The sequence below is a fragment of the Neobacillus sp. WH10 genome (genome assembly GCF_030123405.1).
Classification (GTDB): domain Bacteria; phylum Bacillota; class Bacilli; order Bacillales; family Cytobacillaceae; genus Neobacillus.
The window spans coordinates 3,072,920-3,089,334 of the sequence record NZ_CP126110.1 but is presented as its reverse complement, the minus strand read 5'-3'; the positions used below and the strand labels follow the sequence as shown (position 1 = coordinate 3,089,334).

Sequence of the window (16,415 nt, the reverse complement as noted above, 5' to 3'; positions counted from 1 at the left end):
GGTAATGAAGGTGCAAACACAAGAGGAACTCCAAGGCAGCCTGGCACTGGCAAATATCATGTCAGTCATTTGGCTCGGTGACTGGGAACAGTATGAAAATATTTTTGCGAAAATGCCTGAAACACTGAAAAATGAGTTTCCCTTCCATCCATTTTACAATCGGGAAGAAGTAGAAATCTGGTATGACAATCATTTTTTCGTCCCTGGATCGTTTTTCATTCCACCATATTTCTCCTCTTTTTGCTGTCAAAATAAGGGAGCGGTGGAGGACAGCAAGAAGAGTTTAATATGTTTAATCGGTCATTATGAAAAAATGGGATTTTATTTCCCGCTTGAAAAAAATCTCTACCCAGATCATTTAGGTTGTTTGATGGTATTTATCACTTCTATATTACAGGAGCAACTCAAAGCGGTTCAAAGTCAAAATACCGAATTATCCGATGAAATGAGTACTTTAAAAAATGAAGTATTATCGGATTTTCTATACCCTATTTTAGAGCCATTGCAAAAGTGTGCAGAGAATCGCGTGAAACACCCGTTTATTAAAGAATTTCTAAATTATTTTTGTCGCAACGTAGAAAAAGAAGAATTATTATCATAGATTTAATTAGTTGTTGATAATGATTAAGATAGGTAAAGAGAAAAATCATTTTAAAATATTTTTCAAAGAAACACATGGGACTTTCATTTTGAAAAACCATGTGTTTTGTTTTTATGAAATGCTTCCAATAAATTCAAAAAACATCCATTTTCTTATAGATGTTAATTAGTGCAATCACATCTTTTGTATTAATGTTAAAATATAGTAAATTATTAAAAGATATGTTTAGGTTTATCATAAAGAGGTGATAGCAGCAATGAGTCTCGATGTTAAATTGACCGTCCAAGAAATACTAGAGAATAGAAGTTTTAAAGATGCCGAAGTTATTGCAGGGAAAGCTGGACTTCACCGGACTGTGAAGTGGATCCACATCATGGAGGTAACGGGAATAGATGAGCTTCTTAATGGAGACGAGTTGATTCTCTCTACTGGTATTGGCTTAAGGGAAAATAACGAGATCTTTCTTTCATTTTTTAAACAGCTCATTGATTCGGGGGCAGCAGGTATTTGTATTGAACTAGGAACCTACATCCCTAACATTCCGGAAGAAATAATAGAATTAGCAAATCTTCATGATTTTCCGTTAATTGTTTTTTACCAAAAAGTCCGATTTGTTGATATTACACAAGATTTACATACGGTATTAATAAAGAAGCATTATCAAATGATTTCAGATTTAGAATATTTTTCACATCAATTAAATCAATTACTGCTCACTTCACATCCTGAGCATAAAATTCTGAAGTTCCTGCATGAACACTTAAAATTGTCGGTTGTTTTGCTTCCAAATCAAGGGGAAACTCAAATTTTATCTAAGAAATCACCGAGAGAGCAAAAGAAAATCCTGCAGTTGTTAAAAGAAAAAAATATCCATTGTCATAATAATATTGCCCACCAAGCGATACAGGCATTAAATCAAATCTTAGCAGATATATATATTATTTCTGACTTGGAATGTATTACAGAATATGAATCACTTATTTTAGATCGGACTGCTACCGCGCTTGCGCAAAACACTTTACGTGACTTATATATTGAAGAACGAAGAAAGGCAAAAGAAACAGAATGGATTCAACAATGGTTGGATGGAATACATAGTGAAGAACAAGTGAACAGATACCTAACTGAAATTGAGCCCCATTTTGAAGCCAATGGATGTCTGGTATTACTTTTTAAAATCAATCAAGCCGAAGAGGAAAATTCAGATATTACGCTTTTGAAAATCTTGTTTCGTTCTGTCTTTCAGTCTCAGGGATTCCTATTACTCTCGACAAATCGAAAAAACCAACTTATTTTTATCCTGTTAAATAAGCGAAAAAATACTGATTGGAAGCATAGAATGGAGGCAGGAATTAAGCAAATTCAAAAAGCATTAGATGAAGATCCAAAGTTTACGCAACTTACATTCGGTATTGGCAGGTTTATCAAAAAGCTAAGCGATATGAAAGTTAGTTATCGCACTGCACAAGAAGCGTTAATCATTCAAGAGCGAATACCAAATGACTGTTTCAGTAATTTTTATGAGGATTTATATATTTTTCGTCTGGTAGCAATAGCCAACAATCATGGAGCACTTGATGATTTTATTGATGATTATTTGGCTCCCGTCCTCAAATATGATCAGCAGAATAATGGGAAATTGCTAGAAACATTAAAAGTTTATTTGAAATGCTACGGTTCAAAGAAGGAAACCGCAGCAAATCTTTTCATAGTTCGTCAGACACTTTATCAACGACTCCAAAAATTAGCTGAACTGTTAGGTGAAGACTTTATGGAAAGCTATAAAAGGCAGGCGATAGAATTTGCCATCAATGCCTACGAATATCTTTCCACTTCTAAAAACAATAGAAATAGTTAATGCAGAAACCAATTCCCATTGGTTTCTTTTTTTTGTCATTTTCTCTAATAATCCAGGTAATATTGCTAAAATGTTCAGAAATTTACGTAAACATATTTACATTGTGTCTACTGTGTACGCTTTCAAATACCGCTATAATCAAAACACAGAAGTAATAACATTATTGGAGGTTTTCTATAATGGTGGTATCACAAAAAATGAAAACGCTTAAAAACTATATTGGCGGAAAGTGGATCGAGTCCACGAGCACACTGACTGAAGAGGTACCTAATCCCGCAACTGGGGAAGTTATTGCACGTGTACCACTTTCTACAAGAGAAGATTTAGATCATGCTGTAGCTACAGCTAAAGAAGCATTCAAAACATGGAAAAAGGTGGCTGTCCCCCGCCGGGCCCGGATCCTGTTCCGTTATCAGCAGCTTTTAGTGGAAAACTGGAAGGAATTAGCTGAGTTGATTACGATGGAAAACGGAAAAAGTTACGAGGAAGCATTTGGGGAAGTCCAGCGCGGCATTGAATGTGTAGAATTTGCTGCTGGAGCTCCAACCTTAATGATGGGAACTCAACTTCCCGATATTGCTACTGATATTGAATCAGGAATGTACCGCTATCCAATTGGTGTCATCGGAGGAATTACTCCGTTTAATTTTCCAATGATGGTTCCGTGCTGGATGTTCCCACTCGCTATTGCTTGTGGAAACACATTTGTATTAAAACCGTCCGAAAGAACACCGTTACTGGCGAATCGTTTAGCTGAATTGTTTCAAGAGGCAGGCCTGCCGGATGGTGTTTTAAATATCGTACATGGTGCCCACGATGTGGTTAACGGAATTCTTGAAAATGAGGACGTAAAAGCGGTCTCTTTCGTTGGTTCGCAGCCTGTGGCTGAATATATCTATAAAACTGCAGCCGCAAACGGCAAACGTGTCCAAGCTCTTGCAGGAGCAAAGAATCATTCCATTGTCTTGCCCGATGCTGATTTGGACAACGCGGTAAAAAATATCATTGGCGCAGCATTTGGTTCTGCGGGTGAGCGTTGTATGGCAGCGGCCGTTGTTGTGGCCGTTGGGGAAATTGCGGATAAGTTAATCAATAGGCTTATAAAGGAAGCTGATAACATTAAAATTGGCAATGGCATCGATGAGGGTGTGTTCCTTGGACCAGTCATTCGAGAGTCACATAAAAAGCGTACGCTTCACTATATTGAATTGGGTGAAAATGAGGGCGCATTACTGATCCGGGATGGCAGAAAAGATGCAGTAGCCGAACAGGGATACTTTGTTGGTCCAACTATTTTTGACAACGTTCAACCTAGTATGAAAATTTGGCAGGATGAAATTTTTGCACCTGTACTATCAGTTGTTCGGGTCGATACTCTTGAGGAAGCGATTGAGCTGACAAATAAATCTGAGTTTGCAAATGGTGCCTGTTTATATACGGATAGTGCTAAAGCAGTTCGTGAATTCCGTGATGAAATTGATGCAGGGATGCTCGGGATCAACCTTGGCGTACCGGCCCCAATGGCCTTCTTCCCATTTTCAGGCTATAAGAAATCATTCTATGGTGACCTTCACGCAAATGGAAAAGATGGGGTAGAATTCTATACCCGTAAGAAAATGCTAACTGCTCGTTATTAATTGTAATTATTTACAAAGAGAATGGGGTTGATTATTTTGAAAGCACAAACGGAAAATTTCCAAGAAATAGATGAAAAATTTCTCTGGCATGCGATGAGGGGGGCGGCTCCAAGTCCGTCAAATTTAATTATTACAAAGGCAGAAGGTGCCTGGGTAACGGATATTGATGGAAATCGTTATTTAGATGGTATGTCAGGTCTTTGGTGTGTGAATGTTGGCTATGGTCGGAAAGAGCTTGCAAAAGCGGCATACGAGCAGCTAGAAGAAATGCCGTACTTCCCATTATCACAAAGCCATGTCCCTGCAATTAAATTGGCCGAAAAATTAAATGAATGGCTCGGTGGTGATTACGTTATTTTCTTCTCGAATAGCGGATCGGAAGCGAATGAAACAGCGTTTAAAATTGCTCGGCAATATCACCAGCAAAAAGGGAGCCACGGCCGATATAAGTTTATTTCCCGCTATCGTGCATACCATGGCAATTCAATGGGGGCACTAGCCGCAACGGGACAAGCACAGCGAAAGTATAAATATGAACCGCTTGGTCAAGGATTCCTGCATGTCGCACCGCCTGATACGTATCGTAATCCTGATGACATCGATACACTCGCAAGTGCAGAGGAAATCAATCGCGTGATGACATGGGAGTTAAGCGAAACCATTGCCGGGGTTATTATGGAGCCGATTATTACTGGGGGAGGAATTTTAATGCCTCCAGATGGCTATATGACAAGAGTAAAAGAAATTTGTGAGAGACATGGTGCCCTCTTGATTTGTGATGAGGTAATTTGTGGATTCGGGCGGACAGGGAAAGCTTTTGGATTTATGAACTATGGTGTCAAACCGGATATCATTACAATGGCAAAAGGCATTACCAGTGCCTATCTTCCATTATCGGCAACAGCGGTTAAAAGGGAGATTTATGAGGCTTACACTGGTACTGAGGATTATGACCGTTTTCGTCATGTGAATACGTTTGGAGGAAATCCTGCCGCCTGTGCGTTAGCATTGAAGAATCTAGAAATCATGGAAAATGAAAAGCTGATCGAGCGTTCTAAGGTATTGGGTGAGCGGCTATTGCGGGAGCTTGAAGATATAAAGGAGCATCCAAATGTGGGAGATGTGCGCGGAAAAGGCTTGCTTCTTGGAATTGAGCTTGTCGAAGATAAACAAACGAAGGAACCTGCGTCCATTGATAAACTGAATAAAGTCATTGGCGCATGTAAAGAAAAGGGATTATTAATTGGTAAAAATGGCGACACAGTTGCCGGATACAATAATGTTTTGCAGCTATCCCCACCTCTGAGTATTACAGATGAAGACTTTTCCTTTATTGTTAAGATAGTAAAAGAGAGCATTTTCCAGTTATAATCGGTATCGGTTAATCAGGTTGTGTTTGGAACGTTCAATACTATTGAAAAAATCATACAATAGAATTATGTGCCTGGCCCCAATTCGAAAGTTGTCGCAATTGGGGTCAGGCACCGTTCATTTGTTAAATTCTATTTCTTTTTTCTTCTATATAAATCCATCGATTTGTAGCCCTCACCTAGGATTGTCTCCATTTCCAATAACCGTTTTTCTTGGGTTTCTTTCCTTTTTGCACTAAAAACGTAACGGGCCCAGTCCTTTTGATATCCAAAAGTTAATTCGTTGTAGGTTTTTAATAATTCTTCGTTTTTATTTAAATAATTCTTTATATCATCCACGTGGATAATGTAGTCATCTACACATTGGCTATTTTTACTGCTGGCCGTTTTTTTTGACTTCCTAGGAACTGATTTCAGCCCCACTACAGTAAAAACATCATTTAAACTAACCATTCTGGAAAATTTCACTTTACTTTCAGAAACATATCCTTCCTCATCAACAGGTAATGCAGCCATGAAACTGTCACGATCTATGTATTCTTTATACACCTTATTATTTTTTTTCGGATAGGCGAAGTATAAGTACCCGTTGTCCTCCAATAATTGTTTTTCAATCACTGATTGCAGATGCTTGGTGAATTCCTCTAAGCTAAATATAAAAATAAAGATAAGATCATATTTGGCTTGTTTACTGGATGAATCATATTCTAGTTCGTTAAAGTCATCCATGTTTTCAGGGACTTGGAGAATTAGTTTGGTAGGGTATTTATTCAAATTCAGTTTTTCGACAATACTTTTCGGTGAATTCATGTTTACTGCTCCTTCTTTAATACATTCAAGCTGAATCTTTCTAATTAATTTTAGTTTAAAACCGTTGCGATAATCAAGACTTTTGGACGTTTGCCTGATAACGCTGAAAGTAAGTGTTCAACTTCAGGTCAGCCATTTTCAGTTGTGATTCTTAAGTGGATTTCGCGGATGATTTGTCTGGGTGTCACCCTCGCCAGTTATTAAGACAATTTGTTGAATGGATCAAAGAAGGAGAAGTTATGAAAAGATGAGATAGGTCGACTTATCATTTTTCTAGCAATTTGCTATATTTTTGCTATCATAAATATAGCATCCATTCCCTTCAAGAAAGGCATAGCTTTTTAATCGAATCATTCCAACTTATAGTTCGCTCGCAATCTAGTATTTGTAAAATTCTGTTTTAGGATTAAATTTACGCATTCTTTACATTTCTTAAATGTGGTTGAAAGTAAAAAATTACAGCTGTAAAAATGATTCAGCAATCTGAGTTGATGACTATGATTTTCCATCGGTACGCTTTCAAAGGAAAATTGGGAGATTTCTCCTTTGTATAGGAGAGGAAAAACATTTCCATACATACAAATAACGAATGAAGGCTATTATTATGTGCAAATTGAATACGTGGCACTATAGTAACTCACCTATTATTTTGTTAAAATATTAAGAGGAATTAGTTTTTTAGGATAAATGTCATAATGTGAGCTAAAGTTAATTTTCTGAATAATGGAGTAATGTTGTGTTCAGTCTAGGAGGAATTGTCTATGTGGGATTTTGACATGAATATAGATCAAATTGCTAGAATTAAAGTAATCGGTGTTGGCGGCGGGGGAAACAATGCTGTTAACCGGATGATCGAGGATGGAATTCAAGGCGTTGAGTTTATAGCTGTAAATACAGATGCACAGGCTCTTAATCTATCAAAAGCGGAGATAAAGATGCAAATTGGTGCATCCTTGACAAGAGGATTAGGAGCAGGTGCTAATCCTGAAGTAGGGAGAAAGGCTGTTGAAGAGAGTAAAAAGCAGCTCCAAGAGGTTTTAAAAGACGCGGATATGGTGTTCGTAACTGCAGGAATGGGCGGAGGTACAGGAACAGGGGCTGCGCCGGCGATTGCGAAAATTTCCCGTGAGATTGGCGCACTTACGATTGGTGTGGTCACACGTCCTTTCGGATTTGAGGGAAAAAAGCGTGCCAATAATGCTGCTAGTGGTATCGAGTTAATGAGGGAAGCCGTGGATACATTAATCATAGTTCCAAATGACCGCTTATTACAGATTGTTGATAAAAGAACACCGATGGTTGAAGCATTTCGTGAAGCGGATAATGTCCTCCGTCAGGGTGTTCAAGGGATTTCCGATTTAATTGCTGTCCCAGGTTTAATCAACCTTGATTTTGCTGACGTAAAAGCAATCATGTCCAATCAAGGAACTGCTCTAATGGGAATTGGGATTGCAAAAGGCCCAGACCGTGCTGTTGAGGCAGCAAAAAAAGCAATTTCTAGTCCACTGCTTGAAACTTCCATCAATGGGGCTCAAGGTGTACTCATGAATATTACAGGAGGCACTAATTTAAGTCTGTATGAAGTACAAGAGGCAGCAGATATCGTTGCAACCGCAGCAGATAAGGAATTAAACATGATTTTTGGTTCTATCATTAACGAGAATTTAAAGGATGAAATAATGATTACTGTGATTGCGACTGGGTTTGTGGATCAAGAAAGACCATCCGGAAAAATGTCTTCTCATGAAGTAAAAACCCGTTCTAGACGTGAACAAATCATTAAGGAAGAATATGTGCAGGACTATGAGGCACAATGGAAGCAGCCTGAAGAACAGCTAATGGGTCATCGTTTGCAATCAGAGAAGGAAAATGATTTGCAAGATATCCCGGCATTTTTACGTAATCGAAATAATAGGTCTAGATAGGATTTTTCAAAAATGAAATAATAATAACCCCAAATCACGATAGGATTTGGGGTTAGCTTTTGTCTTCTTGTTGCTCAAAAAAAGACACAACCAGTTGATTTAGTTTTTGAAAATCCTTTGTTTTATAGATGTTTATGTTCCCATTTATTGATGAAAGGGCACTTTCGACAATAAATTTTCGCGGCTTCTTGTTGTTTAATAATTCATCATGAATAAAGTCAAGTAACTCCATGTATTTGTTCTTTTCAGTGTTTGGGATGATAGCCTTTTTTAACAAAAGTATGGTATGGTAAAGTTCTTGTTGAAAAAATTGGTTGCTATTTTGACAATGAGGCAGCCACTGCTCTAAAACCTCTGGGTAAACTAATTGTTCACCTGCTTCTGACACATCATCCACGATCTTCACTGTACGGTCCATACTATATCGAACTATTTTTTCAAGACTTCTAGTAGTTGACTCATTTGTCATTCCCGAAAATTTTAGGTTGTGGTGTAATATTCCTAAAAATATGATGGCGCAATCTAACAAATAGGGCTTTTTACTATCGCCGAAGATATCAAGGAATCGTTTGTATACCCATTGGATATTCCTTAAATGTCCTTCTCTAAAAAATTGTTTTAGCTCCTTATCATTAGAAACGAGTGCCTCTTCATAAAGAAATAATAATTTATTTGACTTATTATTTTTCAATTGCATTTCCACTTGTTTGATGAAGATATCAATGTTAGCAGGATCTTCCCCAATGAGTAATTCATTTCGTTCATAATCTAGTTCCTTATGGATTGTTTTAAATAGAGCGATTAATAATTCGTTTTTAGATGAAAAATAGTTATAAAATGTTCCTTTAGAGATTCCGCTGTAATTTAAAATATCCTGTATAGACGTGGCTTGAAATCCTTTGTCAATAAATAATTGACGGGCCGCATCAATTACATGCTCTTTCCTGTCATTCATTTGATCACCCTTAATCTATGGTTTAGACTGACTGTACAAAAATAATAGTACCTTATTTTTAAATAGGATACAAACCTATTAAATAACAGGAATTTTTTCGTTGCAAAATTTGAACCGATGGTATAAGATATAATTTATTCAAATTTAGAGGTTAAGTTTGAGCCATACGTTAAAGGGGGAATAATTATGGATCAAACCATAAAAAAGCACGATCGTCCGCCGTACGGGATTATTGCGGTATTGATGATCGGAGCTTTTATTTCATTTTTAAACAACACGTTATTAAACATTGCGCTACCTTCAATTATGAAGGACTTAAATGTTGAAGCATCAACCGTACAGTGGTTGACCACAGGTTTTATGTTAGTTAATGGGATTTTGATCCCTATAAGCGCGTTCTTAATTCAAAAATTTTCTGTTCGGCATATTTTCTTAGCCGCTATGGCTTTATTTTCAGCAGGGACAATTCTTGCTGGATTTGCCCATGTCTTTCCTCTTCTATTAGCAGGGCGAATGCTGCAGGCTGCCGGCTCAGCTATTTTAATGCCACTATTAATGAATGTCATGTTAGTTAGCTTTCCGATAGAAAAAAGAGGGACAGCAATGGGGGTTTTTGGCCTAATTTTAATGTTTGCTCCAGCAATTGGCCCTACATTATCCGGCTGGATTATTGAACATTATGACTGGAGAATGCTTTTCCACTTTATAACACCAATTGCCATTGTCGTCTTATTACTTGGTATTTTCTTATTAAAAGACAAAAAAGAAAAAGTTGATCTAAGCCTTGATTTCTTATCGCTTCTCTTATCAAGTATTGGTTTTGGCGGTATTTTATATGGTTTTAGTTCTGCAGGTAGTAAGGGTTGGGACAGTCCACAAGTATACGGAACAATTATTATTGGTGCTATTTCTTTAATAGTGTTTATTTTACGTCAGTTAAAGCTAGAAGAGCCGTTATTAAATTTCAGGATTTATAAATACCCAATGTTTGCCTTATCATCTGTCATCTCCATGGTTGTAAACATGGCATTGTTTAGTGGGATGCTGCTACTTCCCATTTATGTTCAAAACCTTCGCGGCATATCGCCAATGGATGCAGGGCTATTGCTGATGCCTGGGGCGATTTTAATGGCGTTCATGTCACCAATTACAGGGAAGCTATTTGATAAAATTGGCGGTCGGATTCTTGCTGTCATTGGTTTAGCTATTATCATGGTGACGACATATGGCTTTAGTAAATTAACACTTCAAACTACGTATATGCAACTAATCATTTTATACTCAATCCGTTCATTGGGGATGTCAATGGTTATGATGCCCGTTTCGACAAATGGTTTAAATCAATTGCCTAAACGATTCTACCCGCATGGTACGGCCATGAACAATACATTAAACCAGGTAGCCGGAGCTATTGGTACTGCATTAATGGTAACCATCATGTCAAATCGTGCAAAATCGCAGGCGGTAGAACTAGGTCAAGAAGCTATGAAACATTTGACTGGAAAGCCCACTCCAGCAGCACTTGCGGAAATGAAGCAGCATGTTATGATGCAAGCAACATTAAATGGAATTAATTACTCCTTCCTAATAGCTTCATTTATTGCTGCCGTGGCTTTAGTACTTTCGTTCTTTATCAAACGCGTTAAACAAGCTGGGGATGAACTAAAAGGAGGAAGTACTACTAAAGCTGCCGATAATAAAATCGCTAAAAAATTGGCTGAGAACTAAGGGTTATCTCATTAATGAGCTTCATTTATTGCCTCCTTGTCCTTCCATTGGTGCCTGACACCATTTCTAATATTTACATTATGAAAACGAGTCCATTTCTTATTAAGGAAGTGGGCTCGTTTTTATAAAAATGGAAATGATTAAGGAGTTGATAATACCTGCTTAATTGCCATGGAGAAAAATAATTTTTCTAGGGTGTAAGGCGTTTTATTTCCGAAAATTCTCAAAATAAATATTATTGAAAGCGTATGCTATAATGGTTATAAAAACAACAGCAAGGAGTAAATCGCTTATGTTGAAGGATCTATTTATGGGCTTATCCCAAAACCAATTTCTTAATAGTGCAGCTAAAAAATATGGTTTAAAAATGGGGGCGCAAAGCGTCGTTGCTGGGACCAATATTCCAGAAGTAATCAAAAGTATTAAAGAACTGAACGCCCAGGGAATTTCTTGTACTGTCGATAACTTAGGTGAATTCGTTTTTAAAGAAGAAGAGGCAACTACGGCGAAAGAACAGATTCTACAGGTCATTGAGTCAATCCATGAAAATAAAGTGGATGCCCACATTTCATTAAAACCGACTCAAGTGGGATTGGATATCGATTATACTTTTTGTTTGAACAATGTAAGAGAGATCGTTGATAAAGCAAGCCAATATGATATGTTTGTCAATATTGATATGGAAGACTTCAAGCATTTAGAGCTTACATTTAATTTATTGGACGACCTATCGTTTGATTACGATAATGTCGGGACCGTTATTCAGGCATATTTCCATGAAGCACTAGAATATGTTGAAAAATATAAAAACTATCGGATTCGTCTAGTTAAAGGTGCATATAAAGAGTCTGAGAAAATTGCTTATCAAGACAAGAAAGATATCGATGCTAATTTTATTAAGCTGATTGAATGGCATCTGTTAAACGGAAAGTTTACATCTATTGCTACACATGACCATAGAATTATTAATCATGTAAAGGATTTTGTTAAACGGAATAATATTTCTAAAGATAAATACGAATTCCAAATGCTTTATGGTTTTAGAAAAGAAATGCAGTTAAAACTAGCAAGTGAAGGCTATAACTTCTGTACGTATGTTCCTTTTGGAAATGACTGGTACGGATATTTCATGAGACGATTGGCAGAAAGACCGCAAAATTTAAATCTTGTAGCCAAGCAAGTTTTTAACAAAAAAACCAACACTATCATTGGTGTAGCTGCAGGGGCATTTTTATTAGGAAGAATGACAACGTCTAAGGATAAAAAGAAAAAACGAAAATAGTTTAAATGGTGTGCTACTGTTATAAAGACTACCCGCATGTGTGGGTAGTTTTTTTATAACCTAGGCTATGATTTGGAGATTTTTTACTAAAAATTGTTCCTTAATCTTTGTTTTCTGTATTTACAAACTGTTTATATTTTAAAGAACATTTTTTAAACGTTTTCAAATCAAATGGACAATTGCTTTCATTTAGCAATACACTTGAACTATAGCTACATATCTATGTTTTGAATTAAATGTCATTTTGTGAAATATTGAACAATCAGATACGAAAATCAGGGTTGAAGGAGTATGATAATATGGCACAGTATAATTGGTTAGAGGCAATTAACGTAACAGAAGAGATGTTAATAGAAACGGATAACCGACTTCCTGTCATTTGGATTAGTGCTTTAGATTGTACTGGTTGTAAGGAAGCTTTTATTCGGTCCTTTGAACCAAGTACATTGGACACGATCTTGAATTTTATTTCATTGGAATACAGTGAACTTCTCTCCGCAGCAAGCGGCGACCAAATAGAAGCACATAAAGAATCTATTTTTGAAAAATATAAAGGTGAATATGTCCTTGCGGTTGAAGGCAGTATTCCCGGAAGCGATGAATTTCTTTTGATAGCTGGAAAATCAGTAAGAGAAGAGATTATTCATGCAGCAAAACATGCAAAGGCAGTTATTGCTTTTGGAAGCTGCTCAGCATGGGGGGGAATTCCAGCTGCAGGTCTAAATCCAACGAATGCCGTTGATATCAGGGCAATCATTCCGGAGGATGTGCCAGTCGCACTTGTCCCCGGCTGCCCGCCAATTCCAGAGGTCATTATTGGAACACTGTTGCATGTGCATTTTCATGGGGAACTGCCAGAGCTCGATAAAAAGCTCCGGCCAAAAGTTTTCTATCAGACTACCGTTCATATGACATGCCACCGTAAACCCTTATTTGATCAAAAATTATTTGCCCAGTCTTATGATGATGAGGGAGCAAGAAAGGGGTATTGTTTATTTAAAATAGGCTGTAAGGGGCCAACGGCTTTTAATGCTTGTGAATCGCTTGGTTACGACCGCTGCATTTCTGCAGGATTTTCTTGTATTGGCTGCTCTGAAAAGGGATTTTGGGACAAAGGCGGATTTTGCAGTAAAAGAAAAAAGTAAACTCACAGAAGAACACAACTTTTAAGCTGATATCAGTGCTTGTTGCGGCAAACAGGTATTATAAAAGGGCGAATCCGTTTTGGTTTCGCCCAACTGCACCTTTCCTATTATCCAAAACATAATAACTATCGTAATAATAGAAAGGGTGTCAGGCACCATTAGTAACAGCGTTGTAGGAGAAATTGGTGTCATCCCATTGATATATGCCTTCTTTGAGTTTAATTATGGAATCAAAAGGGCGTTGAAGAGGGGATTCCTCTTCGAGTTTTAGATCATTCATGTTATCTTTTTGCTGCTCGATCAATTGTTTTTTTAATTGAAGCATGTCTGCTTTCGAGGCTACGCGAATTATTTTATCTAGGGTGATCTTGTTTTCATTGATTCCATAACTCTTGCAAATGCTCGTTTGAAAACTCTTGTTAAACTGAATCATCATGTGTAAATCATGGATACATGCCACGCCAAAAACTTCTTTAATGACATCCTCATAGCGCAGCTGTGTGCCAGTTGCAAATTTAATGATCTTTTTCTCTGGATTCTCTAAGAAATAAACTGTTTCAATTGAATTTTCCATACATAACACCTTTTCTACAATTAATTTATCGCAAACCTAGTCTATGGACAGTTACATTGAATTGGTAATGAAAAAGAATTGAACAATTTGTACTGATAATAATGATTTATTTGATTTTTACTTTAATCAGTATAACACCTATATATTATACCATACTTTGTTACGGGAACCTTGGAAGTTTCTCTGGTTATGTAGATTTTTGTCGAAAATTCTTCGTGAAAACAGTCAAAAGGAGTTTTAATAGTAATTATTACCATTCCATATAATCATGAAAAAGTTATAAAATGTTCACTTGAATGTGAGAGGAATTGTTATAAAATAGACTATGTTAAAAACTTCACAAACATAAAAAGAGAAAAGTTTTGTAAAAAGGAGAACATCTTATGGGATTCAGTAAACCGGAAAAAATATTAGAAATTACGATAGAAAATGGAAAAAAGAAAACAAAATATTCTCCTGTCCAAACGATGATTTTAGGTTTTGAGGCAGGTGCATTTATTGCATTAGGATATTTGTTATTCATTCGTGTAACGGCAACGCTATCACCAAGTTTAGAGGGGTTAAGCAGTTTGATCGGCGCATCTGTTTTTCCAATCGGACTTATTCTTACCTTACTTGCGGGTGGAGAACTATTAACAGGTAATATGATGGCAGTGCCGCTTGCAAGGATGGCGAAAAAGGTCAGCACCAATCGCGTACTGTATAATTGGTTTCTCGTTACGGTCAGTAACTTTGTCGGTGCAATTTTTGTTGCCTACTTTTTCGGTCATCTTGTTGGACTTACGGAAACGGGCCCATACCTTGCAAAGACAATTAGTGTTGCAGAGCATAAACTTGATGCATCCTTTTTGCAAGCCTTTATTTCTGGGATTGGCTGTAATTGGCTGGTTGCGGCGGCCGTATGGCTTTCATACGGTGCGAATGATATGGGCGGAAAAATTGCTGGTATTTGGTTTCCAACAATGACATTCGTTGCGATCGGATTTCAACACGTAGTCGCGAATATGTTTGTCATTCCGGCAGCAATTTTTGCAGGCCATTTTACTTGGATTGAATATTTGCATAATTTCATCCCGGTCTTTCTAGGAAATGCCGTAGGCGGAACCATATTTATTGCGATGGCTTATTGGTACGCGTATAGGAAAAATGAACCGCCATATTCTGATTCAAAGGTCATCCAATCAATAGAAAAAGCGGGATAATATTATTTTTAATAATGAAATGTCAGCAGTAGTGGAACGCATGTTCCTCTGCTGCTTTTTTTTACTCTTAACTCCGAAACTTTTCATTAATTATGGTAATCGCTCGGTAATATTGACATGCTTCAAGGAATAAAATGGGTGAATGGGAATAATTCCACAAGTAACCACAGTTTTTTCGTCTAACATCAAAGAGAAGAGGAAAGAGGAGAAGTTAAGGGAAATGGCTAATCGGACATGGGCAATTTCAATATTATTAGCGAGTAGTTTAATAGGACTGACGGGGTGTACAGAAAAAACGGCAAAGGAAACCTCTCAAGAAGGAAAGGTTACCAGCCCACAAAAGAAGCCGAATCAAAAGTCGCGAGAAGAACCACAAAAGGTAGAAGAACAAAAGCCAATTGTAGTAAATGTCATCGACCCAAATACGAAAACCATATTAAAAACCTTTTTACCGTTAGATTTGGGATTTGAGACTAATCCAGAAGCATATAAAAAGGAAATGGAAAAGTGGGCGAAGGATATAGCTAGAGGAACAGAAACTGTGATCGGATATGATCAACGGATGGTTCTTGATAAGGTTGATGCAAATGGTCAAATTATTAAAGGAAAGCCGCAGATTATTTTAGATGAAAAAGAATTAGTGGAAAGAGTGATGATGGCTTCCATCATAGGCGGTGATGTAGAGCTCCCGCTATCTATGACTGAAAGCGGCTATAAGCCTGAAGATGTTGCCCATTTAAATGAAGTAGTGCTTGCTTCCTTTACGACTTACTTTAATAGCAGTGTGGCAGGCCGATCGAAAAATATTGAGCTATCGGCGCAAGCCATTGATAATATTATAGTTGGGACTCAAGATATTTTTTCCTTTAATACAACTGTTGGCCCAAGTGACGCTGTACATGGGTATCAACCAGCTAAGGAGATCGTAAATAAGCAATTGGTTGATGGAATAGGCGGTGGTATATGTCAGACATCTTCCACGTTGTTTAATGCGGTTGATCAAGTAGGTGTAAGTTATGTCGAAAAGCATCACCATTCCTTGTCTGTCGGATATGTTCCGGCAGGGCGGGATGCGACCGTTTCATTCGGCGGTCCTGACTTTCGCTTTCAAAATACTACCGGTGTACCGTTTATCATTAAAACGATTTACGGCAAAGGAAAATTAACAGTTGAAGTGAGAACATCTGCAGCATATCAAAGCCTGATCGTAAAAGGGAATTAGTGTAGTAACCTTGCTTAATATTTCCGTGACTACCTCAATCAGCAGTGGTGAACAAAAACGACTATGCAAAAACTTCAATAAAATAAAAAAAGGATGAACTGAAACA

General features: G+C 37.3%; 13 protein-coding genes. 10 read left to right on the top strand and 3 right to left on the bottom strand.

Annotation, left to right across the window (positions count from 1 at the left end):
* Window positions 1–10 precede the first annotated feature (10 nt).
* From QNH20_RS14595 to QNH20_RS14580, 4 genes are all read left to right on the top strand, one after another.
* On the top strand, window positions 11–601 hold the full coding sequence (locus QNH20_RS14595) for a molecular chaperone TorD family protein (protein WP_283918731.1): 591 nt from the start codon (window positions 11–13) through the stop codon (window positions 599–601).
* Between the two features lie 256 nt (window positions 602–857).
* Window positions 858–2,459, top strand: a complete 1,602-nt coding sequence (locus tag QNH20_RS14590; RefSeq protein WP_283918730.1) for a PucR family transcriptional regulator — start codon at window positions 858–860, stop codon at window positions 2,457–2,459.
* Window positions 2,460–2,638: 179 nt separating this feature from the next.
* The gene (locus QNH20_RS14585) at window positions 2,639–4,096 is read left to right on the top strand and encodes a CoA-acylating methylmalonate-semialdehyde dehydrogenase (RefSeq protein ID WP_283918729.1); all 1,458 of its coding nucleotides are present in this window, start codon (window positions 2,639–2,641) and stop codon (window positions 4,094–4,096) included.
* Window positions 4,097–4,132: 36 nt separating this feature from the next.
* The gene (locus QNH20_RS14580; protein WP_481857976.1) at window positions 4,133–5,467 is read left to right on the top strand and encodes an aspartate aminotransferase family protein; all 1,335 of its coding nucleotides are present in this window, start codon (window positions 4,133–4,135) and stop codon (window positions 5,465–5,467) included.
* A 131-nt stretch (window positions 5,468–5,598) separates the two neighbouring features.
* Here the strand turns inward: QNH20_RS14580 and QNH20_RS14575 are convergent, their stop codons facing one another.
* Window positions 5,599–6,276 (bottom strand): YdeI/OmpD-associated family protein, encoded by a 678-nt coding sequence (locus QNH20_RS14575; protein ID WP_283918727.1) that lies wholly within the window; start codon window positions 6,274–6,276, stop codon window positions 5,599–5,601.
* 761 nt (window positions 6,277–7,037) lie between these two features.
* Here QNH20_RS14575 and ftsZ point away from each other — a divergent pair.
* Window positions 7,038–8,201 (top strand): cell division protein FtsZ, encoded by a 1,164-nt coding sequence (gene ftsZ / locus QNH20_RS14570; protein ID WP_283918726.1) that lies wholly within the window; start codon window positions 7,038–7,040, stop codon window positions 8,199–8,201.
* A gap of 52 nt (window positions 8,202–8,253) precedes the next feature.
* Here the strand turns inward: ftsZ and QNH20_RS14565 are convergent, their stop codons facing one another.
* Entirely contained in the window at window positions 8,254–9,156 is a 903-nt protein-coding gene (locus QNH20_RS14565) for a TetR/AcrR family transcriptional regulator (protein WP_283918725.1), read from the bottom strand.
* 186 nt (window positions 9,157–9,342) lie between these two features.
* Between QNH20_RS14565 and QNH20_RS14560 the strand changes: the two genes are divergently transcribed.
* The 3 genes from QNH20_RS14560 (at window position 9,343) to QNH20_RS14550 (ending at window position 13,311) form a co-directional block, all read left to right on the top strand.
* A complete protein-coding gene (locus QNH20_RS14560) occupies window positions 9,343–10,884 on the top strand; it encodes an MDR family MFS transporter (RefSeq protein WP_283918724.1) in 1,542 nt (513 codons plus the stop codon).
* A 292-nt stretch (window positions 10,885–11,176) separates the two neighbouring features.
* The gene (locus tag QNH20_RS14555) at window positions 11,177–12,166 is read left to right on the top strand and encodes a proline dehydrogenase family protein (RefSeq protein WP_283918723.1); all 990 of its coding nucleotides are present in this window, start codon (window positions 11,177–11,179) and stop codon (window positions 12,164–12,166) included.
* 299 nt (window positions 12,167–12,465) lie between these two features.
* The gene (locus tag QNH20_RS14550) at window positions 12,466–13,311 is read left to right on the top strand and encodes a hydrogenase small subunit (RefSeq protein WP_283918722.1); all 846 of its coding nucleotides are present in this window, start codon (window positions 12,466–12,468) and stop codon (window positions 13,309–13,311) included.
* A 148-nt stretch (window positions 13,312–13,459) separates the two neighbouring features.
* On the opposite strand, the gene QNH20_RS14545 is transcribed toward QNH20_RS14550, so the two are convergent.
* Window positions 13,460–13,885, bottom strand: a complete 426-nt coding sequence (locus tag QNH20_RS14545) for a hypothetical protein (protein WP_283918721.1) — start codon at window positions 13,883–13,885, stop codon at window positions 13,460–13,462.
* Between the two features lie 383 nt (window positions 13,886–14,268).
* Here QNH20_RS14545 and QNH20_RS14540 point away from each other — a divergent pair, with 383 nt between their 5' ends.
* The gene (locus tag QNH20_RS14540) at window positions 14,269–15,087 is read left to right on the top strand and encodes a formate/nitrite transporter family protein (protein ID WP_283918720.1); all 819 of its coding nucleotides are present in this window, start codon (window positions 14,269–14,271) and stop codon (window positions 15,085–15,087) included.
* Window positions 15,088–15,307: 220 nt separating this feature from the next.
* Window positions 15,308–16,309: a VanW family protein gene (locus tag QNH20_RS14535; RefSeq protein WP_283918719.1), complete on the top strand. Its 1,002-nt coding sequence runs from the start codon at window positions 15,308–15,310 to the stop codon at window positions 16,307–16,309.
* Window positions 16,310–16,415 lie beyond the last annotated feature (106 nt).